The 23,906-nt window shown below is 71.4% G+C and carries 26 protein-coding genes; 7 read left to right on the forward strand and 19 right to left on the reverse strand.

Annotation, left to right across the window (positions count from 1 at the left end; translation table 11 throughout):
- Positions 1-10: 10 nt before the first annotated feature.
- The 13 genes from AB2L57_RS16985 to AB2L57_RS17045 form a co-directional block, all read right to left on the reverse strand.
- Positions 11-1,345, reverse strand: coding sequence for a DUF222 domain-containing protein (locus AB2L57_RS16985; RefSeq protein ID WP_409047652.1), 1,335 nt, complete (start codon positions 1,343-1,345; stop codon positions 11-13).
- Positions 1,346-1,420: 75 nt separating this feature from the next.
- Positions 1,421-2,191, reverse strand: a complete 771-nt coding sequence (locus tag AB2L57_RS16990; RefSeq protein WP_409047653.1) for a DNA-3-methyladenine glycosylase — start codon at positions 2,189-2,191, stop codon at positions 1,421-1,423.
- Positions 2,188-3,606, reverse strand: a complete 1,419-nt coding sequence (locus AB2L57_RS16995; protein WP_409047654.1) for a hypothetical protein — start codon at positions 3,604-3,606, stop codon at positions 2,188-2,190. The genes AB2L57_RS16990 and AB2L57_RS16995 overlap by 4 nt, the downstream gene beginning before the upstream one ends.
- A complete protein-coding gene (locus AB2L57_RS17000) occupies positions 3,596-4,516 on the reverse strand; it encodes a DUF1980 domain-containing protein (RefSeq protein ID WP_409047655.1) in 921 nt (306 codons plus the stop codon). Before AB2L57_RS17000 ends, AB2L57_RS16995 begins: the two co-directional genes overlap by 11 nt.
- Positions 4,509-5,582 (reverse strand): permease, encoded by a 1,074-nt coding sequence (locus AB2L57_RS17005; protein ID WP_409047656.1) that lies wholly within the window; start codon positions 5,580-5,582, stop codon positions 4,509-4,511. The genes AB2L57_RS17000 and AB2L57_RS17005 overlap by 8 nt, the downstream gene beginning before the upstream one ends.
- The gene (locus tag AB2L57_RS17010; RefSeq protein WP_409047657.1) at positions 5,569-5,982 is read right to left on the reverse strand and encodes a Fur family transcriptional regulator; all 414 of its coding nucleotides are present in this window, start codon (positions 5,980-5,982) and stop codon (positions 5,569-5,571) included. Before AB2L57_RS17010 ends, AB2L57_RS17005 begins: the two co-directional genes overlap by 14 nt.
- A 10-nt stretch (positions 5,983-5,992) precedes the next feature.
- On the reverse strand, positions 5,993-6,856 hold the full coding sequence (locus tag AB2L57_RS17015; protein ID WP_409048643.1) for a metal ABC transporter permease: 864 nt from the start codon (positions 6,854-6,856) through the stop codon (positions 5,993-5,995).
- A gap of 23 nt (positions 6,857-6,879) precedes the next feature.
- Positions 6,880-7,692: a metal ABC transporter ATP-binding protein gene (locus AB2L57_RS17020; protein ID WP_409047658.1), complete on the reverse strand. Its 813-nt coding sequence runs from the start codon at positions 7,690-7,692 to the stop codon at positions 6,880-6,882.
- Complete coding sequence (locus AB2L57_RS17025; protein WP_409047659.1) at positions 7,689-8,702, reverse strand: metal ABC transporter solute-binding protein, Zn/Mn family; 1,014 nt, start codon at positions 8,700-8,702, stop codon at positions 7,689-7,691. Before AB2L57_RS17025 ends, AB2L57_RS17020 begins: the two co-directional genes overlap by 4 nt.
- A 112-nt stretch (positions 8,703-8,814) precedes the next feature.
- The gene (locus AB2L57_RS17030; protein ID WP_292810499.1) at positions 8,815-10,161 is read right to left on the reverse strand and encodes a dihydrolipoamide acetyltransferase family protein; all 1,347 of its coding nucleotides are present in this window, start codon (positions 10,159-10,161) and stop codon (positions 8,815-8,817) included.
- A 136-nt stretch (positions 10,162-10,297) separates the two neighbouring features.
- On the reverse strand, positions 10,298-11,281 hold the full coding sequence (locus tag AB2L57_RS17035) for an alpha-ketoacid dehydrogenase subunit beta (RefSeq protein ID WP_292810502.1): 984 nt from the start codon (positions 11,279-11,281) through the stop codon (positions 10,298-10,300).
- On the reverse strand, positions 11,278-12,408 hold the full coding sequence (locus AB2L57_RS17040) for a thiamine pyrophosphate-dependent dehydrogenase E1 component subunit alpha (protein ID WP_409047660.1): 1,131 nt from the start codon (positions 12,406-12,408) through the stop codon (positions 11,278-11,280). Before AB2L57_RS17040 ends, AB2L57_RS17035 begins: the two co-directional genes overlap by 4 nt.
- 5 nt (positions 12,409-12,413) lie before the next feature.
- Positions 12,414-13,544, reverse strand: a complete 1,131-nt coding sequence (locus AB2L57_RS17045; RefSeq protein ID WP_409047661.1) for a histidinol-phosphate transaminase — start codon at positions 13,542-13,544, stop codon at positions 12,414-12,416.
- Between the two features lie 99 nt (positions 13,545-13,643).
- On the opposite strand from AB2L57_RS17045, the gene AB2L57_RS17050 reads away from it, so the two are divergent.
- The 3 genes from AB2L57_RS17050 to AB2L57_RS17060 are packed head-to-tail and all read left to right on the forward strand — an operon-like array spanning position 13,644 to position 14,669.
- Positions 13,644-13,850: a ribbon-helix-helix protein, CopG family gene (locus tag AB2L57_RS17050; RefSeq protein ID WP_409047662.1), complete on the forward strand. Its 207-nt coding sequence runs from the start codon at positions 13,644-13,646 to the stop codon at positions 13,848-13,850.
- A complete protein-coding gene (locus AB2L57_RS17055) occupies positions 13,847-14,221 on the forward strand; it encodes a type II toxin-antitoxin system death-on-curing family toxin (RefSeq protein ID WP_409047663.1) in 375 nt (124 codons plus the stop codon). The genes AB2L57_RS17050 and AB2L57_RS17055 overlap by 4 nt, the downstream gene beginning before the upstream one ends.
- A 55-nt stretch (positions 14,222-14,276) precedes the next feature.
- Positions 14,277-14,669, forward strand: coding sequence for a phage holin family protein (locus tag AB2L57_RS17060; RefSeq protein WP_409048644.1), 393 nt, complete (start codon positions 14,277-14,279; stop codon positions 14,667-14,669).
- On the opposite strand, the gene AB2L57_RS17065 is transcribed toward AB2L57_RS17060, so the two are convergent.
- Both AB2L57_RS17065 and AB2L57_RS17070 read right to left on the reverse strand, forming a co-directional pair.
- Positions 14,641-16,140, reverse strand: a complete 1,500-nt coding sequence (locus AB2L57_RS17065; protein ID WP_409047664.1) for a hypothetical protein — start codon at positions 16,138-16,140, stop codon at positions 14,641-14,643. The two genes, AB2L57_RS17060 and AB2L57_RS17065, sit on opposite strands and share 29 nt — an antisense overlap.
- Positions 16,137-16,391, reverse strand: coding sequence for a hypothetical protein (locus tag AB2L57_RS17070; protein ID WP_409047665.1), 255 nt, complete (start codon positions 16,389-16,391; stop codon positions 16,137-16,139). Before AB2L57_RS17070 ends, AB2L57_RS17065 begins: the two co-directional genes overlap by 4 nt.
- 186 nt (positions 16,392-16,577) lie before the next feature.
- Here AB2L57_RS17070 and AB2L57_RS17075 point away from each other — a divergent pair, with 186 nt between their 5' ends.
- The gene (locus AB2L57_RS17075; protein ID WP_409047666.1) at positions 16,578-17,129 is read left to right on the forward strand and encodes a low molecular weight protein-tyrosine-phosphatase; all 552 of its coding nucleotides are present in this window, start codon (positions 16,578-16,580) and stop codon (positions 17,127-17,129) included.
- Positions 17,126-18,505, forward strand: a complete 1,380-nt coding sequence (gene purB, locus AB2L57_RS17080; protein WP_409047667.1) for an adenylosuccinate lyase — start codon at positions 17,126-17,128, stop codon at positions 18,503-18,505. The genes AB2L57_RS17075 and purB overlap by 4 nt, the downstream gene beginning before the upstream one ends.
- A 170-nt stretch (positions 18,506-18,675) precedes the next feature.
- On the opposite strand, the gene AB2L57_RS17085 is transcribed toward purB, so the two are convergent.
- Complete coding sequence (locus tag AB2L57_RS17085) at positions 18,676-18,984, reverse strand: amino acid transporter (RefSeq protein WP_409047668.1); 309 nt, start codon at positions 18,982-18,984, stop codon at positions 18,676-18,678.
- Complete coding sequence (locus tag AB2L57_RS17090; protein WP_409047669.1) at positions 18,981-19,652, reverse strand: acyl-CoA synthetase; 672 nt, start codon at positions 19,650-19,652, stop codon at positions 18,981-18,983. Before AB2L57_RS17090 ends, AB2L57_RS17085 begins: the two co-directional genes overlap by 4 nt.
- Before the next feature lie 98 nt (positions 19,653-19,750).
- Between AB2L57_RS17090 and AB2L57_RS17095 the strand changes: the two genes are divergently transcribed.
- Both AB2L57_RS17095 and AB2L57_RS17100 read left to right on the forward strand, forming a co-directional pair.
- On the forward strand, positions 19,751-20,191 hold the full coding sequence (locus AB2L57_RS17095) for an iron chaperone (protein WP_292810525.1): 441 nt from the start codon (positions 19,751-19,753) through the stop codon (positions 20,189-20,191).
- A gap of 73 nt (positions 20,192-20,264) precedes the next feature.
- Entirely contained in the window at positions 20,265-21,524 is a 1,260-nt protein-coding gene (locus AB2L57_RS17100; RefSeq protein WP_409047670.1) for an NAD(P)/FAD-dependent oxidoreductase, read from the forward strand.
- A 74-nt stretch (positions 21,525-21,598) separates the two neighbouring features.
- Here AB2L57_RS17100 and AB2L57_RS17105 read toward each other — a convergent pair whose 3' ends face one another.
- On the reverse strand, positions 21,599-22,390 hold the full coding sequence (locus tag AB2L57_RS17105) for an alpha/beta fold hydrolase (RefSeq protein ID WP_292810528.1): 792 nt from the start codon (positions 22,388-22,390) through the stop codon (positions 21,599-21,601).
- Between the two features lie 36 nt (positions 22,391-22,426).
- Complete coding sequence (locus AB2L57_RS17110) at positions 22,427-23,896, reverse strand: SDR family oxidoreductase (RefSeq protein ID WP_292810530.1); 1,470 nt, start codon at positions 23,894-23,896, stop codon at positions 22,427-22,429.
- Positions 23,897-23,906 lie beyond the last annotated feature (10 nt).

Consider the following 23,906-nt stretch of genomic DNA (forward strand, 5'->3'; position numbering starts at 1 on the left):
CCTCACGCCCTCACGCGGTGAGCGTGTATCGCGATCTGCCGGCGAGCCTCGGAGTTCTCCGCGCATCGACGCACGGCGGCGGCACGAGCCACACGGTCGCCTCGACACCCGGCCCGTCGATGCGGATCTCCCACCCGTCGGAGTGCAGCCGATGATGGCACCCGGTGCACAGAAGCACTCCGTTGCCGAGATCGGTGCGTCCGCCGTCGCGCTCCCACCACGCGAGATGGTGCACATGACACCAGGCGGGTGGCGCCCCGCAGGAGACGCACCCGCCGTCGCGCTCGGTGACGGCGAGCTTCTGCGCCGGCGTGAAGAGCCGCCGCGCCCGCCCCCAGTCGAGGATCTCGCTCTCGCCGCCGAGCACACACGGGATGACCTGCGCATCCGCCGCCATGCGGCGGACAGTCGATGCGGGCACGGGCTGCGCGAAACCGTCGATCGTCGCGCTGCCGACGCCGGCCTGCAGGTCGGCGAGGTCGACCCGTACGACGACCGTCGCGGTAGGCGCCGTCGGCACCGCCGCGCACCCGACCGCGTGCCGACAGAGGTCGGCGAGGGCATCCGCCTGCATCTGCCTCACAGAGCGCTGGTCGCGATCATCCGCACGGCCGTGTTCGTTGCGACGCAACCCCTCGCCGACGAGCGTGTCGATCGCCGCCTTGACAGGGGCGCCGGTCTCGGGATCGAGTCTGCCGGTGACCACCAGCATCCCGTCGCGCTCCTGGAGAACCAGCGACCGATCGGTGCGCAACTGTTCGTGTCGCGGCTCAATGCCGTCGGGGTCGAGATGCGCCTCGGCGCGGGCCAGGAGCTTGCTCAGCTCGTCGGGACGCATACCGGGCGCGAGCGCCACCAGCTGACATTCGGCCTCGTCGAGGCGGCCCGCGTCGATACGGAGGGAGAGCCGATCGAGCAGGCTCACGATCGCCGCTGCCGCCGTCACGCCGAGACGCCCCGAAGACACCGCGCCGGCGACGTGAGGATGCTTGGCGGGCAGCGCCTCGCCGGCGAGCGACATCCGCGGTGCGGTCGCCTCGCCCACCTGCACGATACGCACGGCTTCGCCGACGCTGGTGCCCGTGGCGGTCGAGATGAGCACGGCTGGCGAGGCGAACCCCTGTCGCTTGGCGAGCGAATCCTTGCCCAGCTCGCGCCGCGACTGTCTCGAAATCTCGGCCGCGACCGGCGCGAACGCGGCATCGACATGACGCTTGAGGGCGCCGAAAGCCTGCCCCACCGCCATCAGCTCGGCCGGGGACAGCGCCGATGCGGGACGATCACCACCCGCGGCCACGAGCGCGCGCAACGCCTCGGTGATGCCATCGACCGGGCTGGTGTCCATGACACGATGATAGTACACATGTTCGATTCTGATCAAGGTGCGAATGCGATCTATGTTCTAGAGTTCGCACGAGTCTCACGCGGAAGGAGGTGCCGCACCCCTGCCCCACCGAAACGAAGACACGGTCGGGTCGCCGGCGATCCAGAATCGCCAGGGAAACTCGTGCGTGCCGGCGACCCCCGCCACGCCCACACGCGGGCCCGCCGAAATGGATGCGGCGGCCGCGCGCGGCAGGTCCAACCGCGCCCGGGCACCCGCGTGCTCGGGTCCGAGCGCCATGACCGCTCCCTCGGCGGTGACCCCTCCCTCGGCTGCGACACCGCCCTCGACTGCGAGCCCGCCGCGTCCGACGATCGCATCGATCCCATCGTGGGCGGGGTGCCGCAGGCCCAGAGCCTGGCCGAGCCGGCCGGGTCCGCGGGCGAGGTCGCGCGCGGTCTGCGCCCGCGGACGGCGTCGCACGGCGACATCCTGCCCCTCGACGATCTCGCCCGCGCGCAGCAGCACTCCGCCGGCCACGCCGTCGGGGCCGCACACGACGTTGACGCACGAATGGATTCCGTGGCTCAGGTAGACGTACAGATGACCGGGTTCGCCCCACATCGTGGCGTTGCGCGCGGTCTGTCCGGCGCGCGCGTGCGAACCGGGATCGGGCACGGCCCCTGTGCCGAGCCCGTGGTACGCCTCGACCTCGGTCAGGCGCACGACGACGAGCTCGCCCTCGACCTGGGTCGCGAGCAGCCCGCCGAGCAGACGCGGAGCGATCTCGAGCGGAAGCGCCTCGAGATCGGCGCGGGTCGCCGGCCGATGTCCGCGACGGAACGTCGGCTCGCGCCGCTCGGTCACGGCATCGCCACGGCGCACCACGAGATGTCGGTGCCCTGGAGGGTCGTGACCACCTCTGCATCCGCCGTGTCGACGATCGTCGTCTCGAGCCGCTCCGGAAGGGGACGGGTGTAGAGGTCGTAGGGGTTCTCTGCCAGATCGGGGGCGACGATCACCGCCGCGTAGCGACCGCTCGGCGACGCGCACGTCTGCATGACGGCATCCCCTCGATCGGTGAGCTCCATTAGAGGGGTCACGGCGCCGTCCGCAGCGACGGAGGCGATGAGCTGCGACTGCGGAAAGCCGTCGGCGCCCATCTGCGTGAAGGTGCGCAGGGTCGCTCCCTCGACGGTCGGGGTGACGGGCCCCGGGATGCCGAGCGCCTCCGCGCCTTCGGCGGCGACGAGGGGCTCTTCCGAAAGGTCGGTGAGATCCAGCACGACGGTGCCCTCGGTGCGTTCGACGATCACTCGTCCCGTGCCGCGCTCGACGCCCGAGAGCGCCAGCGCGCCGCCCAGCAGCACCGGCTCGGCATCGAGGTCGCGGGTCTCGACCAGGCGCAACTGCCCGTCGAAGGTCAGCACGACAAGCGCGGAGGTCTGCGGCACGAACGCCCACTGCACGACGCGCGCGTCTTCGCCCACCTCGATCCGTGTCGGCTCGGCCGCGGGATCGTCCATGCGAGCGAGGTACAGCGCCGCCTCGATCCCGCCGCCCGCGCCGATGTCGAGGTCGGTGTAGGTGTAGCCGACGAGACCGCCGTGGTCGGCCGCCTGGAGCGTCGTGATCGTGCCCTCCCCGGGCATCGTGAACTCGGCGGGATCCCCCTCGCCCGTCACGACCGAGAGCGCGGCGGCCCCGTCCGCATCGGTCGTGTGCACGACGATGCCGTCGCGGGAGGCACGGAAATCCTCGATCTGCGCCGCCGTGTGCACCGGAACCGCCTCGTCGCCCGCGAGATTGCTGGAGAAGATGACATCGTCCTCGTCGGCCCGCCGCTGCAGCACGTAGAGGGGCGGGATGCCGGTGGTGAACGCGTGCGCGAGAGTCGCGGTCGGCCCGCCCCAGGAGCCCTCGACCCCCGTGATCTCGACGCGGTACTCGGTGTCGGGGTCGAGCGGATACGTGAACTCGACGGCGATGTTGCGCCCGGCCGCCTCGAGGGTGAAGGCGGCAGCGGGCTCTACACTCACCTGCGCGGGGTCGATCTCGGCGAGCGGCTGGTTGGTGGTGAAGACGATGCGCTGACCCGCGGCCTCGGCGGCGGCCTGGGCATCGACCGCGACGGCGCTGACCCGCGGGCCCTGAGCCAGGCTGACCGCGGCGCCCACGGCGCCGGCGACGACGAGGCCGGCGATCACGATCGCGAGCATCCGCGTGAAGCCCCCACCGGCACGGCGGCGACGCGCGGCGCGGGTTGCGGGCTCAGTACTCATACGGGTCCCCCGGCTCGGCGACCGCCTGCACGCTGGCCGGCTGCAGCACGAGGCCGCCGCCCTGCCTCGCGAATTCGCCCGAGACCTCCACCCATTGCCCCGGTTCGAGGTCGCCGTCCACGTCCCTCACCGTGACGGGGACGCTGGCGGCCTGGGCGTCGATGACGCAGTGCACGATGACGAGGCGCGTCAGGTCGAAGGTGCCGTCCTCGCCGGGCGCGACGAAGCCGACGAGAGTCGCGGGCTCGCCCACGAACCGCGCGGGATCCGTCGTGGTCGCCAGCACCGACGCCCACTCCCCCACGCCGAAAGAGGAGGTGTCGTCCGAAGACGCCAGCGCCAGCGTCGCCGAGGTCGAGAGCACGGGTGGCGCGCCGGTCGAGCGGGCGAGCGCGAGCTCCGCCGAGAGGGATGCCGGGGGCAGCGCGACCGCGAGCGTGACGAACACCGTCGAGATCACGGCCCCGATCGCGGTGGCCGCGGCGGCGAACGGCGCCCGACGGGGGGCGTCGGTGCGGTCGTCGTGCTGCTCGCCTGTCGCGAACTGCGGGTGGGATGCGCCCGGACCCGCACGATGCGACAGGCGAGCAGCATCCCGTGCCCGGGCGCGCGTGGGTGGGGCGGCGGCGGCGGCCGCGGCGGACGCGGGGGGCGCGGAGGCGGCATCGGGCGCGTGCCCACCGGCGTGGTCGTGCTCGTCGCGAGAGATCGGCACCGCGCACGAGGCGACGCCCACGACGAGCAGCAGGATCGACATCGACACCACCCACCAGGCCGCGTCGGGGTTGATGTACAGGCCGATGCGTCCGGTCGCCCACAGCCCCAGGGTCACGACGGCGAGGGCGCTCGCGAGCCCCACGCCGAGCCAGCGCAGGCCCAGCGCGCGCCCTCCGGTCCACCGGTCACGCAAAGAGGTTCACCCCCACGGCGATGACGAAGGCCGCGCTGATCACGACCGCCACCATGCCCGCGAGCGTGCGCGTCGTGAAGGTCGTGCGCATGAGCGCGAGCATCTTGACATCGACGAGCGGACCCACGAGCAGGAAGGCGACGATCGAGCCCGGCGTGAACGTCGAGGCGAACGACAGCGCGAAGAACGCGTCGACATTGGAGCAGATCGCGACCGTCAGCCCGAGCAGGATCATCGCGAAGATCGACAGCACGGGGTTCGAGCCGATCGCGATCAGCACGTCGCGGGGCACGAGCACCTGCACGGCGCCGGCGATCGCCGAGCCGATGATCAGCGCGGGCATGACGGCGCGCAGCTCGCGCACGAACAGTTCGAGGCTGCGCTGTACGCGCGTTCCGTGCAGGTGCTCGTCGAACGCGCACTCGGCACGGAACCGATCGGTGAGCAGGGCGTCGGGATTCGGATGCCGCGAGTACAGCCATCCGATCAGGTTCGCGACCGCGTAGCCGCCGAGCAGGCGTGCCACGAGGATGCCGCCGTCCCAGCCGAACGCCTGATGCGTCGTGAGGATCACGATCGGGTTGACGATGGGCGCGGCGATGAGGAAGGTCAGCGTCTCGGGCACCGTGAATCCGCGGATCAGCAACCCGCGTGCGAGCGGGACGTTGCCGCACTCGCACACCGGCAGGAACATGCCGAGCAGCGACAGCACCATGCGGCGCGCCCACGCCCGGCGCGGCATCCACATCTCGAGCAGTCCCGCCGGCACCCACACCTGCACGACGATCGAGAGCACAAGACCCAGGGCGATGAAGGGCAGGGACTCGATCAGCACGCTCAGGCCGAGCGTGAACCCGTCCTGCGCCCGCGTGGGCAGCGACGCCGAGAAGAGTGTCGGAGCCCACACGTCGATGGCGACGAGCACCCCGACGACGGCCAGGCCGATCGCGGCACCGATGAGCGGAACGGTCCCGCGGGCGTGCAGGCGCGCGGTACGCACGGGCGACGACCCGGTGGGCGCGGGATCCGGCGCGGTCGTCGTGCGCCCGCCGCTAGAGGCTGCCACGCTCGTCGGTCCGTGCCGTGGCGCAGGCCGTGCACAGCCCGAAGATGTCGACGACGTGCTCCGCCTCCGTGAATCCGTTCGCGGCCGCGGTGCGCTGCGCCCACTGCTCGACGTCGGTCGCCTCGATCTCGACGGTGAGGCCGCACGAGCGGCAGATCAGATGGTGGTGGTGTCCGGCGCTCACACACGCCCGATAAAGACTCTCGCCCTCGGGACTCTGTAGATTGTCGGCCTCGCCGCCCGCTGCGAGGTCGGCGAGTGCCCGGTACACGGTCGCGAGACCGATGCCGGTGCCCTCGTCGCGCAGGGTCGCGTGCAGCGACTGCGCGCTGACGAACCCCCGGGCCCCGCCGAGGGCATCGCGGACGCGGTCGCGTTGCCACGTGTTGCGCTTGGCCATGGGGAGAAGTCTAAGCCGCGGGGTGCTTGGAGACCGGTGTGCGCCGCCTGTGCGCGCCCGAAGAGCGGCGCCATGCGATCACCCGGCACACGACGTAGATCAGGAACGAGATCGTCGTGATGTAGGGGCTCACGGGCAGCGTGCCCGCGATCGCGAGCAGGATGCCGCCCACGGCCGAGACGAAACCGAAGCCCGCCGCGAGCAGCGGCACCGACACGGGCCCCGACGCCACCCGCATCGCCGCGGCCGCGGGGGTGACCAGCAGCGCCATGACGAGCAGCGCGCCGATGATGTGCACGCTCACGGCGACGATCAGACCGAGCAGCAGCATGAAGGCCATCGACACGAGCGTCGTCGGAACGCCGCGCGCGGCGGCGGACTGCGGGTCGAGCGAGTCGAAGCGCAGCGGTCGCCAGATGAGCACCAACCCGGCGAGCACGACGACGCTGATGCCGATGAGCCAGCCCAGCTGCCCGCTCTGCACCGAGACGATCTGCCCCGTCAGCAGGCTGAAGCGGTTAGCACTGCGGCCGCTGTACAACGACAGGAAGAGGATGCCCAGGCCCAGTCCGAAGGGCATGAGAACGCCGATGATGGAGTTGCGGTCGCGCGCGCGGGCACCCAGCCACCCGATGAGCATCGCGGCGACGATCGATCCGACGATGGATCCGGCGACGACATCCACCCCGATCAGCAGTGCGGCGGCGGCTCCGGCGAACGACAGCTCGCTGATGCCGTGCACGGCGAAGGCCATGTCGCGCTGCATGACGAAGACGCCGATGAGACCGCCCACGAGACCGAGCACCGCGCCGGCGAGGACCGAATTGGACACCAGGGCGAGGATGTCGCCGTAGTCGGCGAGACCGCCGAACATCGCCTCCCACACGTCGGCCCAGCTCACGGGTGCTCCTCCTCGTGGTGATGGTGGGACTCTTCGGCGTCGGGGGCCCCGACCACCACGAGCCGGCCACCGGCGCGCAGCACGAAGACGGGCGCGCCGTACAGGTCGGAGAGCACCCGGGAGTCGAGCACCTCGTCGGGACGGCCGAGGGTGAACCGGCCGCCCGCGAGGTAGAGGATGCGATCGACCTTGTCGAGCACTGGGTTGATGTCGTGCGTGACGAAGAGCACAGCGGCACCCGTGGCGCGACGATGACGGTCGATCAGGCCGATGACCGCCTGCTGGTTGGCGAGGTCGAGGCTCGTCAGCGGCTCGTCGCACAGCAGCAGCCGCGGGTCGTCGGCCAGTGCCTGCCCCGCGCGCAGCCGCTGCTGCTCGCCGCCCGAGAGCTGCCCGACCGGCCGATCGGCGAAATCGCGCGCGCCGACCGCATCGAGCAGTGCATCGACGCGCTCCCGATCGGCGCGGCGTGGGATGGGGAGGCCGAAGCGATGGCCGTTGACACCGAGCGCGACGAGGTCGCGTCCGCGCAGGGCGGCGTCGCGTGGAAGTGGACGCGACTGCGGGATGTATCCGATCCGGCGGTTTCCTGCGGCGCGCACCGGCTCGCCCAGCGCGGTGATCGCACCTTCCGTGAGCGGCTCCAGCCCGAGGATCGCGCGCAGCAGCGTCGTCTTTCCCGACCCGCTCGGGCCCAGCACCGCGAGGAACTCGCCGGGCTCGACCTCGAGATCCAAGCCCCACCAGAGCTCCCGCTCGCCGCGGCGCAACGCGGCGCCGCGGATCTCGAGGGGTCGCGCGGGACTCACTCGGTCAGCGCGGCCGAGATCGCCTCGACGTTCTCCAGCATCCACGAGATGTAAGTCTGGCCCTCCGGCAGCGTTTCGGAGAATTCGATCACCGGGATGCCGTCGGCCTCTGCCGCATCGAGCACCTGCGTCGTCTCGGCGCCGCCGGTCTGCGTGTTCGCGATCACGAGGGCGACCTCACCGGAGGACAGTAGGTCGAGCGCCTCGAGCAGGGTTGCGGGGGGCACGTCCTGTCCCTCCTCGACGGCCTCGCTGAAGGCCTCGGGCGTGACGTTGTCGAGTCCCGCGGCGGCCGCGAGGTAGACCGAGACCGGTTCGGTGACGAAGATCCGGGCACCGCCGTGCGCAGCATCCACCTCGGCGAGCGCTTCTTCGATCGTCTCGATCTCGGCGGCGAACGCCTCGGCGTTGGCCTCGAAGGTCGCAGCCTCGTCGGGAAGCAGTTCGGCGAGCTCCTCGGCGATCGCCTCGGCGACGTGCGCCATGGTGTGGGGGTCGTACCAGACGTGCTCGTTGAAACCCTCGATGTGGTCGTGGCCGGCGTGCTCGTCTTCTGCGTGCTCGTCTTCTGCGTGTTCGTCGCTGTGCTCGCCTTCCGTCTCGTCGTCGGAGTGCTCCTCGGCGCCCGGGTAGTCGTGCGAGAACTCGGAGGCGGTGATCACGTGCGCGCCGGCGCCGCTGGAATCGATGAGCGCGTCGATGAAGGAGTCGTAGCCTCCCCCGTTCTCGATGATGAGGTCGGCGCGCGACACCGTGAGCTGGTCCTGCGCGCTCGGCTCGAAGTCGTGGGGGTCCTGTGCCGATGAGGTGATGATCGCGCTGACCTCGACGGCGTCGCCGGCGACCTGCTGCGCGATGTCGGCGTAGACGTCGGTCGAGGCGACGACGGTGATCGCGTCGGTGTCGGCGCCGCTCGCGTCGGCATCGGCGCCGGAGGCGCAGCCGGCGAGAGCCAGGGCCGACACGGCCGGAAGGGCGAACAGAGGCAGGAGACGTCGAGTGCGGGTCACATGACGAGTCTAAAGCTAGTGATAATCATTCTCAAATTAAGGGATGCCGGGCTGGGCCCTTCGACGAGCTCACGGCGCGCGAGGCCTGCGCACCGGCCGAGGGCGCGCGAAGTCAGTCGAGGAGAAGGGCGGGCTCCTCGAGCACCGACGCGACGTCCGCCACGAAGCGGGAGACACCGTCGCCGTCGACCACGCGGTGATCGAAGGAGCCCGACACGGTCGTGACCCAGCGCGGACGCACCTCGCCGTCGACGACCCACGGCTTCTGCCGGATCGCGCCGAGCGCGATGATGCCGACCTCGCCGGGGTTGATGATCGGCGTGCCCGCGTCGACGCCGAAGACGCCGATGTTGGTGATCGTGATCGTGCCCCCGCGCTGATCGTCGGGCGTCGTCTTGCCCTCGCGTGCGGTGAGCGTGAGCTTCTCGAGTGCGCGCGCCAGCTCACGGGTGTTCAGCTCCTGCGCGTCCTTGATGTTCGGCACCAGGAGCCCCCGAGGGGTCGCGGCCGCGATGCCGAGGTTGACGTAGTGGCGCACGCGGATCTGCGCGCCCTCGTCGGTGTCGATCCAGGCGGCATTGACCATCGGCGTGCGGCGCACGGCCCAGATCACGGCGCGCGCCATGATCAGAAGAGGCGAGACCTTGACGTCGGCGAAGTCCGGCGAGGCCTTGAGTCGCTTGACCAGTTCCATCGTGCGCGAGGCGTCGACGTCGACCCACACCGACACGTGTGGGGCGGTGTAGGCGCTGCTGGTCATCGCACTGGCGGTGGCCTTTCGAACACCCCGCACCGGGATGGACTCCTCGCGAGAGGCGTCCATCGAGACCGCCGCCGCGGAAGCGGCCGGCGCATCGGCCGCGGTCGCAGCGGGGGCCGGAACGGGGATCGTCTCTTCCCGCACATCGCCCCACTCCGGAGTCTCGATGTTGCGGAACACGCTCGCCTGCGAGGCGTGCCGCATCACGTCGTCGCGGGTCACCTCGCCCGCGGTTCCGGAGGGCTGAACCGCCGTCAGATCGACGCCGAGATCCTTCGCGAGCTTGCGGATCGGGGGCTTCGCGACCGCGCCGACCGCCGCGGCGACGGGAGCCGCAGCGCGCGGGCGCCGGCGGGACTGCACATGGCCGCCCGTGCCGTACCCGACCAGCACCGACCCGCCGGCCTCGTCCGCGGCCGCGGCGGCCGGCGCCGGCGGCGCGGCGGGCGCGGAGGCTGCGGCGTCCGCGATCGTGATGATCGCCGCTCCGACCTCGACCGTGGCGCCCTCGTCGGCGAGCAGTTCGCCGACGGTGCCCGCAAAGGGCGAGGGCAGCTCGACGAGTGACTTGGCCGTCTCGATCTCGACGAGCACGTCATTGACCGCGACCTGGTCGCCCGGAGCCACCCGCCACGCGACGATCTCGGCCTCGGTCAGGCCCTCCCCGACGTCGGGGAGAAGGAATGTCTGGGTGCTCATCGAGTGATCCTCTCGGGTCTACGGGCACAACACTCCGGAGAACCGGAGTCGAGCGGGCGGTGTGAGCGCCGCGGCGCGACCCGCAGCAGCGTTGCTCCGGAGTGTTGTGCCGCCTGCGGGGTCATCGGTTGGTCTCTCAGTACGCCAGGGCCCGGTCGACGGCCTCAAGGACGCGGTCGGCGTCGGGCAGGTACACACCCTCGAGCTTCGCCGGCGGGAACGGGGTGTCGAAGCCCGACACCCGCAGCACCGGCGCCTCGAGGGAGTAGAAGGCGCGCTCCATCACGGTCGCCGAGATCTCGCTGCCCACGCTGACGAACCCGGGGGCCTCCTGCGCGTAGACCATGCGGCCCGTGGAGCGCACCGACTCGAGGATCGGGTCGTAGTCCACCGGAGACAGCGAACGCACATCGACGACCTCGCAGCTGACCCCCTCGCCCTCGGCGAGGGCGGCGGCCTGCAGCAGCGTCGTCACCATCGCGCCGTGCCCCACGAGGGTGACATCGGTGCCGCGGCGGACGATCCGGCTCGCGTGCAGAGGCAGCGCACGCGCCGACGTGTCGACCTCGCCCTTCTGCCAGTAGCGGCTCTTGGGCTCGAGGAAGATGACGGGATCATCCGAGGCGATCGCGTCCTGGATCATCCAGTAGGCGTCGTTCGCCGTCGACGGGCTGACGACCCGCAGACCCGGAGTGTGTGCGAAGTACGCCTCGGGGCTCTCCTGGTGGTGCTCGACGGCGCCGATGTGCCCGCCGTAGGGAATGCGGATGACGATCGGCATGCGGAGGGCGCCCTCGTGCCGATTGGTGATCTTCGCCAGCTGCGTCGTGATCTGGTCGAAGGCGGGGAAGACGAATCCGTCGAACTGGATCTCGAGGACGGGACGGAACCCGGCCATCGCGAGGCCGATCGCGGTGCCGACGATGCCCGACTCGGCGAGCGGGGTGTCGATCACGCGGCGCGAGCCGAAGTCGGCCTGCAGACCCTCCGTCACGCGGAACACCCCGCCCAGCGGACCGATGTCCTCGCCCATCAGCAGCACACGATCACTGTCTTCGAGCGCCTTGCGCAGCCCCGCGTTCAGGGCGCGGCTGAGCGGCATCGTGGTCGCGGCGCTCATGCCTGGCCCCCCTCGAAGGATGCCTCGTAGTCGCGCGACCAGGCGCGTTGAGCCTCCATCAGCGGGTGCGGCTCGGAGTAGACGTGCTCGAACATGTCGTCGGCGCGCAGGCCCTCGAGGGCCATCGTGCGCGCGCGGACGTCGGCCGCGACATCCCGTCCCTGCTCGTCGATGCCGTCGAAGAAGCCCTGCGCCGCCCCGCGCCCCTCGAGGAACGCGCGCATGCGCGCGATCGGGTCGCGCTGCGCCCATGCACGCTCTTCGTCGCTCGTGCGGTACTTCGTGGGGTCGTCGCTCGTGGTGTGCGCGCCCATGCGGTAGGTCACGGCCTCGATCGCGCGCGGTCCGCCACCGGCGCGCGCCTCGTCGAGGGCGGTGCGGCTCACGGCGTAGCTGGCGAGCACATCGTTGCCATCGACCTGCACGCTCGGGATGCCGTAGCCCGCCGCACGGTCGACGAGAGGCGCCTTGGACTGCGTGGCGACGGGAACCGAGATCGCCCACTGATTGTTCTGCAGGAAGAAGACCTGCGGCGCATCGAAGCTCGCCGCGAAGACCATCGCCTCGTGCACGTCGCCCTGACTCGAGGCGCCGTCGCCGTAGTAGACGATGACGGCCTCGTCGCGTTCGGGGTCACCCGTGCCGCACCGGCCGTCGAATGCCAGACCCATGCCGAAGCCCGCCGCGTGCAGCGTCTGCGAGCCGAGCACGAGCGTGTAGATGTGCGTGTTGCCGTTGGCGGGATCCGTCGGATCCCACCCGCCGTGGGTGAGCCCCTTCATGAGCCGGACGATGTCGACGGGGTCGACACCGCGGATCATGCAGACCACATGCTCGCGGTAGGAGGGAAAGAGGTGATCCTGCGGACGGGCGGCGTGGGCTGACCCCACCTGTGCCGCCTCTTGCCCGAAACTCGGCGGCCAGAGGGCGAGCTGACCCTGCCGCTGCAGGTTGGTCGCCTCACGATCGAAGGCCCGCACGACGACCATGTCGCGATAGAACCGCTCGAGGTCGGCGTCGCCGAGGGCGTCGATGATCGGTCGGTACTTCTCGGCGGCGGGGGTGGGCGCGAGTGTTCCGTCGGCCGTGAGCAGACGCACGACGTCCGGGGATTCGAGCGGGGTCACCTGCCCTAACCTAACGTTCCGGGAGAGGGGTGCCGGGGTAGGTTCTCGACAACGGATGCCGCAACCCGTAGGACCTTGTCGACAGATTCTTCCTCTCCGACGCTGATGCGGATGCCGTCGCCCGCGAACGGCCGGACGATCAATCCGGCACGCTCGAACTGCTCCGCAACGTCGAGGGTGCGCTCGCGGGTGGCGAGCCAGACGAAGTTGCCGTGCGGCTCGGGCACCGCCCAGCCGATCTCGCGCAGGGCGGCGGCGAGCCGGTCGCGGCGCTCCACGATCGTCGCCACGCGCTCGCGCAGCGCCTTCTCGACGGCGAGGCTCGCCAGCGCGGCCTCCTCCGCGTGCGCCGTCACCGACAGTGGCACCGCCGTACTCCGGGCCGCGTCGAGGATGCGGGGGTGGCCGATCGCGTAGCCGATGCGCAGGCCCGCCAGGCCGTACGCCTTCGAGAAGGTGCGCAGAATCACCACATTCGCGTGCCCCGTGAATCCTTCGGCGCCCAGCCCGTCGACGGCATCCGGGTCGGTGACGAACTCGGCGTAGGCCTCGTCGAGGATGATCAGCACGTCGGCGGGCACCCGCGCCACGAACCGCGCGAACTCGTCGCGATGCACGGCCGGGCCGGTCGGGTTGTTGGGGCTGCAGACGATGACGGCCCGCGTGCGCGGGGTGATCGCGTCGGCCATCGCGTCGAGGTCGTGTCGCGCGTCGGCGTCGAGGGGCACGGTGACGCTCGTCGCCCCCGCCACGGTGACCAGCATGGGATAGGCCTCGAACGAACGCCACGCGTAGACGATCTCGTCGCCGGGCCCCGCCACCGCGGAGATCAGCTGCGCGAGGATCGAGACGCTGCCGGCGGCGGCGTGGACAGCACCCACCGGCACGTCGTACCGGTCGGCGAGCGCGTCGCGAAGGCGCCCGGCTGTGGCGTCGGGGTAGCGGTTGATCGCTCCTGCCGCGTTCAGCGCCTCGAGCACACCGGGCAGCGGATCGAAGGGATTCTCGTTGCTCGAGAGCTTGTGCGCGCTCGCGTCGGCCTGCTTGCCCTGCTTGTAGGCCGGCAGCGCGGCGATCTCGGGGCGGATGCGCACCGGAGCGTCGTCGTGCGGGGGCGTGGGTGCGGCGTCGGTCACGCCGTCGAGTCTACGAGCGGGGGATGCTGTCGCCCCGCGTCCGCGCATGGTCGGCGAGGATCCGAGATGGTACCGATCCGGTATTGGTACCATTTCGGTATGGCAATGACCGTGCGACTTCCCGCTGACCTCGACCGCGCTCTGGATCGCATCGCCGAGGAAGAACATGTCTCCAAGCACTCGCTGCTCCTGCGCGGCGCGGAACTGATCGTCGCACGACGATCCCGCATCGATCAGGTGGATGCGGCCGTCGACTTCGTCCTGGCTCATGATGCCGAACTGATGAGCAGACTCGAAGACGCATGACCGAGTTTCTCCGCCTCGACGACGCCATGCACGTCGCACGACGGATGGGGTTCCACGTGCGGGATGCGGGACTACTCGCCTCCGCTCTCGCTCGCCCCGCGACGACTCTCTTCGGCGAGGACGCCTACGCGAGTCTCGAGCTGAAGGCCGCGGCATTGCTCGAAAGTGTCGTGCGAAATCATGCATTCGTCGACGGAAACAAGCGCAGCGGTTGGACGCTGACTGTCGCGTTCCTGTGGGTGAACGGGTATCGGCACGACTTCACCGCCGATGCCGCGTTCGATCTGGTGATCGGTGTCGCCGAGGGCGCGCTCGAGCTGGACGAGATCGCCGAGACGGTGCGCACTCACCTCGTGCCGCTCGGCGGCTGATCTGACCCCCCGAGCCCTCGCGAGCGCGAAGCGGCCCGTGCCAGACTGGGCCATCATGCGCTTCATCGTCCGCGTCGTCGTCAACGCCTTCGCCATCTGGGTCGTGACCCTGATGCCCGCCCTGCAGGTGTCCGTCACGCCCTTCGCACCCGGCGAGACCCTGCAGCTCGTGCTCACCCTGCTGTTGGTGGCCGCGATCTTCGCGATCATCAACACCGTGATCGGCACCGTCATCAAGGTGCTCGCCTTTCCTCTCTACATCCTCACGCTCGGCCTCATCTCGCTCGTGATCAACGGTTTTCTGCTGTGGTTCACGGCGTGGATCACGTCGTTCTTCGGCTTCGGCCTGGACGTCGGCGACTTCTGGTGGGGAGTGCTGGCCGCCCTGATCATCTCGATCATCAACTGGATCTTCGGCATCATCCTGCGGCCCCGGCGCGAGGACTGAACGACCCCTGCCGCCGCGCGGAGTACTCGGTCGACGTCACCCGCTCGGCCGTGCCGAGCTCGCTCCACAGTTCGGACAGACGTGCGGCGCGCGGATCGGGTGACGCATCGATCAGCCCGGCGGTCTCGATGTAGGCCTGCATGTGGTGCGCCGGGATGCCGAGATCGTGCGGTCCGGGGAGCGGGTCGGCCAGACGCTGCACCACCATGCTGCCCGGCGCTCCGATCGGCTCGGCGCGCGGGGGCCCCGCGAGGGCGGCGACGATGTCGTCGGTGTGGCGGACATCGACCGACAGCACGTTCGAGGCGACGGTGGACGGCGTCGGGGATCCGAACGCGACGACGGTGCGGACATCGAACTCCCCCGCCGTCGCCAGCGCCTGCCCGATCAGCGCCCCCTGCGAGTGCGCGAGGGCGTGCACCGGCTCACCCGGCGCGACTCCCGACTGGCGCATCGCCTCGACCACGGCGTCGTACGACGCAGACCCCTGCCCCGCGTACAGCTGCAGATTCGAGGCCATGTCGAAGGGATCACCCGCCGAGCGCGGCACGATCGCGCCGAACTCCTGCGTGCCCGTGATGTAGACCGCCCACTCGCGCGAACCGTCGGGCATGTCGTAGCGCTCGACCCTCACCCGCGAGTCCGCCCCGCCGGGGATCCGGGCGGCCGCGCCCGCGAGACCCGCCGGAGCACGCACCTCCGCTCGCGCGCGGACCGGCGAGACGACGGGCGGCGGGCCCGTCGGCGCGGCCGGCGCCCCCGCGATCGGAGGCGGCGGGCCCAGCGCGGGGCTGCGGCCGAGGATCGGCGGCGGTCCCGCGGGCGCGGGGCCGCCCGGCGACGACGCCGATGGGATCCGCGGTGTGCCCGGCCGCGCGGATCGATGACCGGCATTGAGCAGCCAGGCCGCGCCCGAGAGCAGCGCGACGCTCGCGCCGGCCGACGCCGCTCCCATCGGGCCGCCGAGCAGCCAGCCGCCGAGATGCGCCTGCGCGGCGAGACCGCCGGCGGATTCGGGCTCCCGCGCGGCGCGCGCCAGCCCGAAAGTCAGCACGGGGGACACACCGCCGGCCCATCCCCACCGGTCTCGACCCAGCGCGAGTACACGCTCCTCGATCGCCGCCCGCTCGATCGCATTCCCGGCCGCGGTCGCGAGCATGAGACGCGCCTCCAGTTCGACGATCTCGTACAGGTCGGCCGCCGCGCCGAGATCGCGGGCAAGCCCCTCGAGCCGGCCCGCGAGATGCTCGGCGGCCAGCGCCCCGCGCGCCAACGTGGCATCCGCGCCCCACAGCGCCGACCGCCCCTCCGCGCTCGTCAGGCCGGCGACGCATCGAGCCGCATGCTGCAGTCCCCGCCGCGCCTCCCGCACACGCTCGGCGAGCGCCGAGGCCGTGTCCCGCGCCGCGCGGAGGCTCGCCGTGTCGACGTGCACCGCGCCGCCGGAGCGGATGTCGAGCTCGTCGCTCACGACACCGGCGCCACGGATCGAGCAAGGACCCGCAGGTCGTCGCGTGCGGTGTCGAGCTCGCCCACGAGCGTGCGCGCCGCGCCACGGCACGCCGATGCGACATCGCGGAACGCCTCGGCCGCCGGGCTCTGCCACGCGACGCGCGCGGCCAGGACTCCGAGCTCGACCTCGATGGCCTCCAGATCCGACAGCGCCGTCGCCGCGGCGAGCTGCGCCTGGGCCACCAGCCCGGCACTCCACAGCGAGAGCACATCGGATCCCGACGCGGGGGGAGGAGGCGGGGGCGGCGGAGGCGGCATCCGCCCAGAATCGCCCGCGGACCGGGGGCGCAGCATCCACCCCGACGGTCTCGGGGAGAGCGCAGCGACGCGAGCCACTGGGGAGGACGTGCGGCCGTGCGCAGGGCGGGGGTGTCGGCGGCGGTGCATCCCGGCAGAATGGGGGACATGACGACGCCACCGGCTGCCGCGCCGTTCCGGGTGGTGTTCGTCTGCACCGGAAACATCTGCCGCTCCCCCATGGCCGAGGTCGTGCTGCGCACCCTCGCCGAGCGGGCAGGACTCGCTTCGCGCGTGCACTCGACCAGCGCCGGCACCGGCGACTGGCACGTCGGTGAGCGCGCCGACCATCGCACGCTCGCCGCGCTCGAGCGGCGGGGCTACGACGGCGGCCTGCATCGCGCCCGGCAGTTCACGACCGACTCGTTCGACACGAACGACCTCGTGATCGCGCTGGATCGCAGTCACGAGCGGATCCTGCGCGGGTGGGCGCGCCGCGACGACGACGCCGACAAGGTCGCGCTGCTGCTGGGCTTCGAGCCGCAGGCCACGGCCCTCGACGTCCCCGACCCCTACTACGCGGGCCCCGCGAAGTTCGATGAGGTGCTGGGTATGATCGAGAGCGCGACCCGCTCGCTGTTCCACCAGCTGGAGCCCGCCATCCGGCCGGGGTCGCGTCCCACCTCACTGCCGTACGGAGCCGGATCGTGACCACGCTTCCCCCTCAGCCGCTGAGCCCCCTCGACGGGCGCTACCGACCGGTTGTCACCGCGCTCGCCGACCACCTCTCGGAGGCGGGCCTGAACCGCGCCCGCGTCGAGGTCGAGGTCGAGTGGCTGATCACGCTGACGGATCGTTCCCTGTTCGGCACGCACCCCCTGCCCGACGACAAGAAGACCGCGCTGCGGGCGCTGTACCTGACATTCGGGCAGGCGGAGATCGACTGGCTCGCCGAGCGCGAGGCCGTGACCCGGCACGACGTCAAGGCCGTCGAGTACCTCGTGCGCGATCGCCTCGCCGCGCTCGATCTCGACGCGATCGCCGAGCTCACGCACTTCGCGTGCACGAGCGAGGACATCAACTCCCTCTCGTACGCGCTCACCGTGCAGCGCGCCGTCACGCAGGTGTGGCTGCCCGCGCTGCGTGCCGTGATCGAGCGTCTGAGGCAGCTCTCCGCCGAGCACCGCGACGCGCCCATGCTCTCCCGCACGCACGGCCAGCCGGCGACCCCGACCACGATGGGCAAGGAGCTCGCCGTCTTCGCCGCGCGCCTGCAGCGCGTCGCGGCGCGCATCGAGGCCTCCGAGTACCTCGGCAAGTTCTCGGGCGCGACCGGCACCTGGTCGGCGCATCTCGCCGCCGCGCCCGAGGTGAACTGGCCGCTCGTCGCCCGCGAGTTCGTCGAATCCCTCGGGCTCGACTTCAACCCGCTGACCACCCAGATCGAATCGCACGACTGGCAGGTCGAGCTGTACGACCTCGCGCGTCACGCGGGCGGGATCCTGCACAACCTCGCGACGGATGTCTGGACCTACATCTCGCTCGGCTACTTCACGCAGATCCCGGTCGCCGGCGCGACGGGCTCGTCGACGATGCCGCACAAGATCAATCCCATCCGGTTCGAGAACGCCGAGGCCAACCTCGAGATCGCAGGAGCGCTGTTCGGCTCGCTGTCGCAGACGCTCGTCACCTCGCGCCTCCAGCGCGACCTCACCGACTCGTCGACCCAGCGCAACATCGGCGTCGCCTTCGGGCACTCGCTGCTCGCGCTCGACAACCTGCGGCGCGGGCTCGGCGAGATCTCGCTCGCCGACGACCTGCTGCTGGCCGACCTCGACGCAAACTGGGAGGTGCTCGGCGAGGCGATCCAGACCGTCGTTCGCGCCGAGGTCGTCGCGGGCCGGTCATCGATCAGCGACCCCTACGCGTTGCTCAAGGAGCTCACCCGGGGCCGTCGTGTCGGCGCCGCCGACCTCGCCGCGTTCATCGGCGGGCTCGAGATCGGCGATGCGGCCCGCGAGCGCCTGCTCGCACTCACCCCCGCCACATACACGGGACTCGCGGCACAGCTCGTCGACGAGGCCTGAGCGACAGCATCCGTCGCGGCGCGTCGCGTTTCACGCGGCGAACCCACATTTTTGCAGCGAGCCACCAATCGACGCGTGGTGGGTCGCTGCAAAAGGGTGGGTTCGCCGGCCGCGGGCGCCCGAGGCCGGGTCGGGCACGGCCGCGCGGGCCCCGACCGGCGAGGCGCGCGTCAGGCCGTGGGGCCGGATGCCGGGGGCCGGTCGTCCTCCTCGGGCAGCAGCACCGGGCGGTCGATCGGGCGCTCGACCTCGGCGGGGTCGACCGCGAGAAGCAGCAACGACAGGCCGAGCAGCACCACGATGAAGGTGATGCCGGCGACGATCCCGGTGAGCGGCAGCGCGGACGCCGCACCGACAGCGGGCTGGAACCCACCGGCGGTCATGAAGGTCACGCCGCCCGCGAAAACGGCGCACGCGAAGGCGATGCCCAGCAGCTGCACGGGGCGCAACAGGTCTCGGCGGGTGGGTCGGTCGCTCATGCGTGGTCCTCGGAACGTGCGGGTTCGGGGGTGGATGCTGCCACCGGCTGCCGCGGGGAGAAGCCCGCGATCGCGAGGTACACCGCGACGATCGCCGCGTAGGCCCCGAAGACACCGACGGCGATGACCGTTCCCGTCAGGGTGTAGGTCGCGTCGGCTTCGGCGATCGTGTACTCCAGCGCGTACCCGGCGGGGACGAGGGCCGTTCCCGCGGCGAGCGCGAGCGTGATGACCCCGACCGTGAGGGTGTCGCGCGCCTCGGGCCGCGGCACCTCTGCACGGCGGCGATCGCGCAGTCCCGCGACGAGCTCGATCACGCCCGTGGTGAGGGCCCACACGATGATGATGCCGAAGAAGAGGGCGCTCGAGCGCCACGGACCGACGCCCGCGAGCATGCCCGCCACGAGCGAGAAGGCTCCGATCGAGACCGGCGCTGCGCGGCGGCCCGCGGGATAGGTGAGCCACCCGGCCGCGAAGAGCACGAGCGCGGTCGCGATGCCGAAGCCGCTGAAGACGGCGAGCCCCACAGCGGCGGAATGATCGCCCGAGAAGGTGATCATGATCGCCGCGATCGCCGCGATCGCGGCGCGCGAGAGCTGCACGTGGCGCAACGCGAAGCGCTGCGCGGGTGCGGCGGGGCTGGCGGCGGATGCGGACGGGCTGGACACGGCGGAACCTTGTGTAGACGTGGGGATGCCTCCAGTCTAGGTCGTGGCGCAGCGACGACCGCCGGGCAGCCGACGATCGGACGGACCGAGAGGACATCATGGCCGCGAATACGGACACCGAGACCGACGGCTTCACCGAAGCCGAGCGTGCGGCGATGAAGGAGCGCGCCGCCGAGTTGCGCGCGCAGAAGGGCGGCGCGAAGAAAGCCGATCAAGCTCAGGCCGTTCTCGAGAAGATCGCCGAGATGCCCACCGACGAACGCGCCCTCGCAGAGCGCGTGCACGCGATCGTCGTGACCACCGCACCCCAGCTCGATCCGAAGCTCTGGTACGGGATGCCCGCCTACGCCAAGGACGGCAAGGTGCTGTGCTTCTTCCAGGCGGCGACGAAGTTCGAGAGCCGGTACTGCACGTTCGGCTTCAACGACGGGGCGAGCCTCGACGACGGCGAGATGTGGCCGACGTCCTTCGCCCTCGTGTCGATGAGTGCCGCGACCGAGAAGCGGATTGCCGACCTCGTGCGGCGCGCACTCGACTGATCCGGCACCGGTCGCCTCCCCCGCCGGCGCCGCACCGGCCGCGACGGGGGCGGCGGCCCCTAGGCTCGATCGGGTGGAGACGCACGACGTCATCGTGATCGGAGCGGGCCTGGCCGGCCTGCGCGCCGCCGAACGTCTCGCGCGAGCAGGGCTCGACGTCGTCGTGCTCGAGGCGGCGGGCGCCGTCGGCGGGCGCCAGCGCACCGATCGCGTCGACGGGTTCCTGCTCGATCGCGGTTTCCAGGTGCTCAACCCCGCCTATCCCGCTGTGCGGCGCTGGGTCGACGCGCAGTCCCTGCGGATGCGCGCCTTTCCGGTCGGCGTGCGGGTGCGGCGTGCGTCCGGCTTCGCCGAGCTCGCACACCCCCTCCGACATCCACGCCGGCTGCGGGCCACGCTGCGCAGTGGGCTGATCGGGCCTCGGGATGCTGTCGCCCTCGCCCGCTGGACCACGCCGGTGCTGGTGCGGCCCGCGGCCGTCATCGGTGGTGCCGACCGCGCCCTGCGGGATGGCTGGGATCGTGTGGGCCTGCGCGGGCCCCTCCGCACGGAGGTCCTCGAGCCCTTCCTCTCCGGCGTGCTCGCGGAGGATGCCGGAGGGACATCGGACGCCTTCGCCCGCCTTCTGGTGCGGATGTTCATCCTCGGGCGTCCGGGTGTGCCCGATCGGGGGATCGCCGCGCTGCCCGCGCAGCTGGCCGCCTACGCGCGCGCGGCGGGTGCCGGCATCCGCGTGTCTCGGCGCGTGGGCGGCCTGTCCGCGCGGGGAGATCGCACGGAGGTCTCCGTCGACGATGCCGAGACGATGTCCGCGCGCGCCGTCCTCGTCGCGGTCGATCCGCGCGCACTGCCCGCGCTGACCTCGCTACCGGCACCGGCGATGAAGGGTCTGCAGACGTGGTGGTTCGCCGCGGAGGCCGTACCGGCGGCATCCCCCCTGCTCACCGTCGACGGGCGGCGCGACGGACCGATCGTGAACACCGCCGTGATGAGCGCGACGGCACCGTCATATGCACCCCACGGCATGCACCTCGTGCAGGCGACCTGCCTGCTCGGGGCCGGGCGACCCGCAGCCACGGAAGCTGTGGTGCGGCGGCAGCTCGTCGAGCTCTGGGGCTCTGAGGCCTCGACGTGGCGCCTGCTGCGGCGAGACGACATCGCCGACGCATTGCCGGCGCAGCCGGCTCCGCTGCGCACACGCCGGTCGGTCAGGGCCCAGCCGGGCGTCTACGTCGCCGGAGATCACCGCGACACGGCCTCGATCCAGGGTGCGCTGGTCTCGGGCGAGCGAGGCGCGCGGGCGATCATCGCCGACCTCGCACGCACGCCCTGAGCCCGGACCCGCGCCCCGAGCCCGGACCCGCGCCCTGAGCCTGTCGAAGGGCACCGCCCGCGCGGAACCCGCCCTCAGCCCGCCAGGAACTCGACTGCCGCGGCGCGGAAGTCGCGCGAGCCGGGGGTGTTGAAGTGATGGCGCCCGGGGATCTCGACGAACGAACCGTGCGGCGTGGCCTCGGCGAGGGCACGAGAGCGTTCGAGGATCGCGTCTTCGCTGCCCGTCGCGAACAGGATCGGCTGCCGAGGCGGATCGGCGGGATCCGGGTCGGCGTCGCCGAGGCGCATGCCCTCCGCGAGCGCCACGAGCGAGCGCAGGTCGTTGCCCGCCACGCGCTCGGAGAGCGTGACATAGTTGCGCGTGGTCTTGTCGGTGATCTCGGTGCCGTGCTCGACGAACGCGCGGGCCTCATCGAGCTTGAGGCGGCCGAGCGGCGTGCCATCCGGAATGCCGCCCAGAACCGCGCGCGAGACGCGCAGCGACTCCTCGACCGCCAGTTGCCACCCCACCCGTGCGCCGAGGGAGTACCCGACGTAGCGGGCCTCGTCGACCAGGTAGGTGTCGAGCACGATCTCGAGGTCTGCGATCAGGGCGTCCATCGTGTAGGCCCGGGGGTCGTGCGGTTTGTCACTCGCCCCGTGACCGCGCTGATCGACACCGACCACCCGATACCCCGCGCGCGTCAAATCTCGCACCCACCCGGTGTTGACCCAGTTGTCGCGGCAGCTCGATGAGAACCCGTGCACGCACAGCACGGGGTCTGCCTGCGGGTCGCCCCACGTGTAGGTCGCGATCCGGTGACCCTCGTTCGACATCACGAACTGGGGATCGGGCATCTCGGTCAGCAGGGAGGGGGCGGTCATGGCTCCCAGCATCCCACCTACGCACCCGGGCAGACCTCACCAGGAGCCGGGCGCGTAATCCTTGAGGAAGACGCCGAACACGTCCTCCCCGGCCTCGCCGCGGACGATCGGGTCATAGACCCGCGCGGCGCCGTCCACGAGGTCGAGGGGTGCGTGGAAGCCCTCCTCCGCCAGGCGGACCTTCGTCGGGTGGGGCCGTTCGTCGGTGATCCAGCCCGTGTCGACGCTCGTCATCAGGATGCCGTCGCTCTCGAGCATCTCGCGGGCGCTCGTGCGCGTGAGCATGTTCAGCGCCGCCTTGGCCATGTTGGTGTGGGGGTGGCCGGGGCCCTTGTATCCGCGACCGAACACACCCTCCATCGCGCTGACGTTGACGATGTAGGTGCGCCGCGCGGGGCTCGCCGCCAGGGAGACGCGGAGTTTGGAGACGAGCAGGAACGGGGCCGTCGTGTTCGCCAGCTGCACCTCGAGCATCTCGAGCGGATCGACCTGGTCCACCGACTGCGTCCACGAGTTGACGTCGTGCAGGTCGGGCACAAGACCTCCGGCGTCGATCGCGGTGCCCGCCGCGAGCCGGTCGAGCGAGCTGGATCCCGCCGCCATCGCCTGCTCGGTGAGCGCGTCGGCCCGCGCCGCCGCGGCCGCGAGCACGGGGTGCGCCGCGACCGAGCGCTCGAGCGCCTGCGGGTGCTGGTCATTCGTGTGCCCGAAGGTGACCAGCTCGGGCAGCGGCCCCTCGGGCAGGGGCGCGAGCTCGGCATCCACCAGCGGTTGATAGGCCCCCGGCGAGCGCCGCACCGTCTGCGCGGCGTTGTTGATCAGGATGTCGAGCGGCCCTGCCGCCGCGACGTCGTCGGCGAGGCCGATCACCTGCGCCGGGTCGCGCAGGTCGATTCCGACGATCTTCAGGCGATGGATCCAGTCGGCGGCGTCGGGCAGGCCGGAGAAGCGCCGCACGGCGTCGCGCGGAAACCTCGTGGTGATCGTCGTGTGGGCGCCGTCGCGCAGCAGCCGGAGCGCGATGTACATGCCGATCTTGGCGCGTCCGCCCGTGAGCAGCGCCCGCCTGCCGGTCAGGTCGGTGCGGGCGTCGCGTTTGGCGTGGCTCATCGCCGCGCAGTCGGGGCAAAGCTGGTGATAGAAGGCGTCGACCAGGGTGTACGGCTGCTTGCAGATGTAGCATCCGCGCGCCTTGAGGAGCGTGCCCGCCGTCGGCGTCGTCGTGCGGGTGCTGATCGGGATGCCGCGCGTCTCGTCGTCGATACGGTCGGGCGCTCCGGTGGCCGTGGCTGCGACGACGCTGCGGTCGGCGCGCTGGATCGCCTCGCGGATCTCGCGACGGCGTTCCTTCTTGACGGCCTTGAACATCGCCGCCGTCGCGCGGCGGACGGCGACGTAGTCAGGGTGCGTCTCGTCGACCGCGGCCATGCCCGCCAGCACGCGCAGGGTCGTGGCGAGGTCGGCGGGGTCGATGCCGCTCGGGGCGGCGGGGGGCTGGGAGGGCACACGCGATTCT

The organism is Microbacterium sp. HA-8 (assembly GCF_046111165.1).
Lineage (GTDB): Bacteria > Actinomycetota > Actinomycetes > Actinomycetales > Microbacteriaceae > Microbacterium.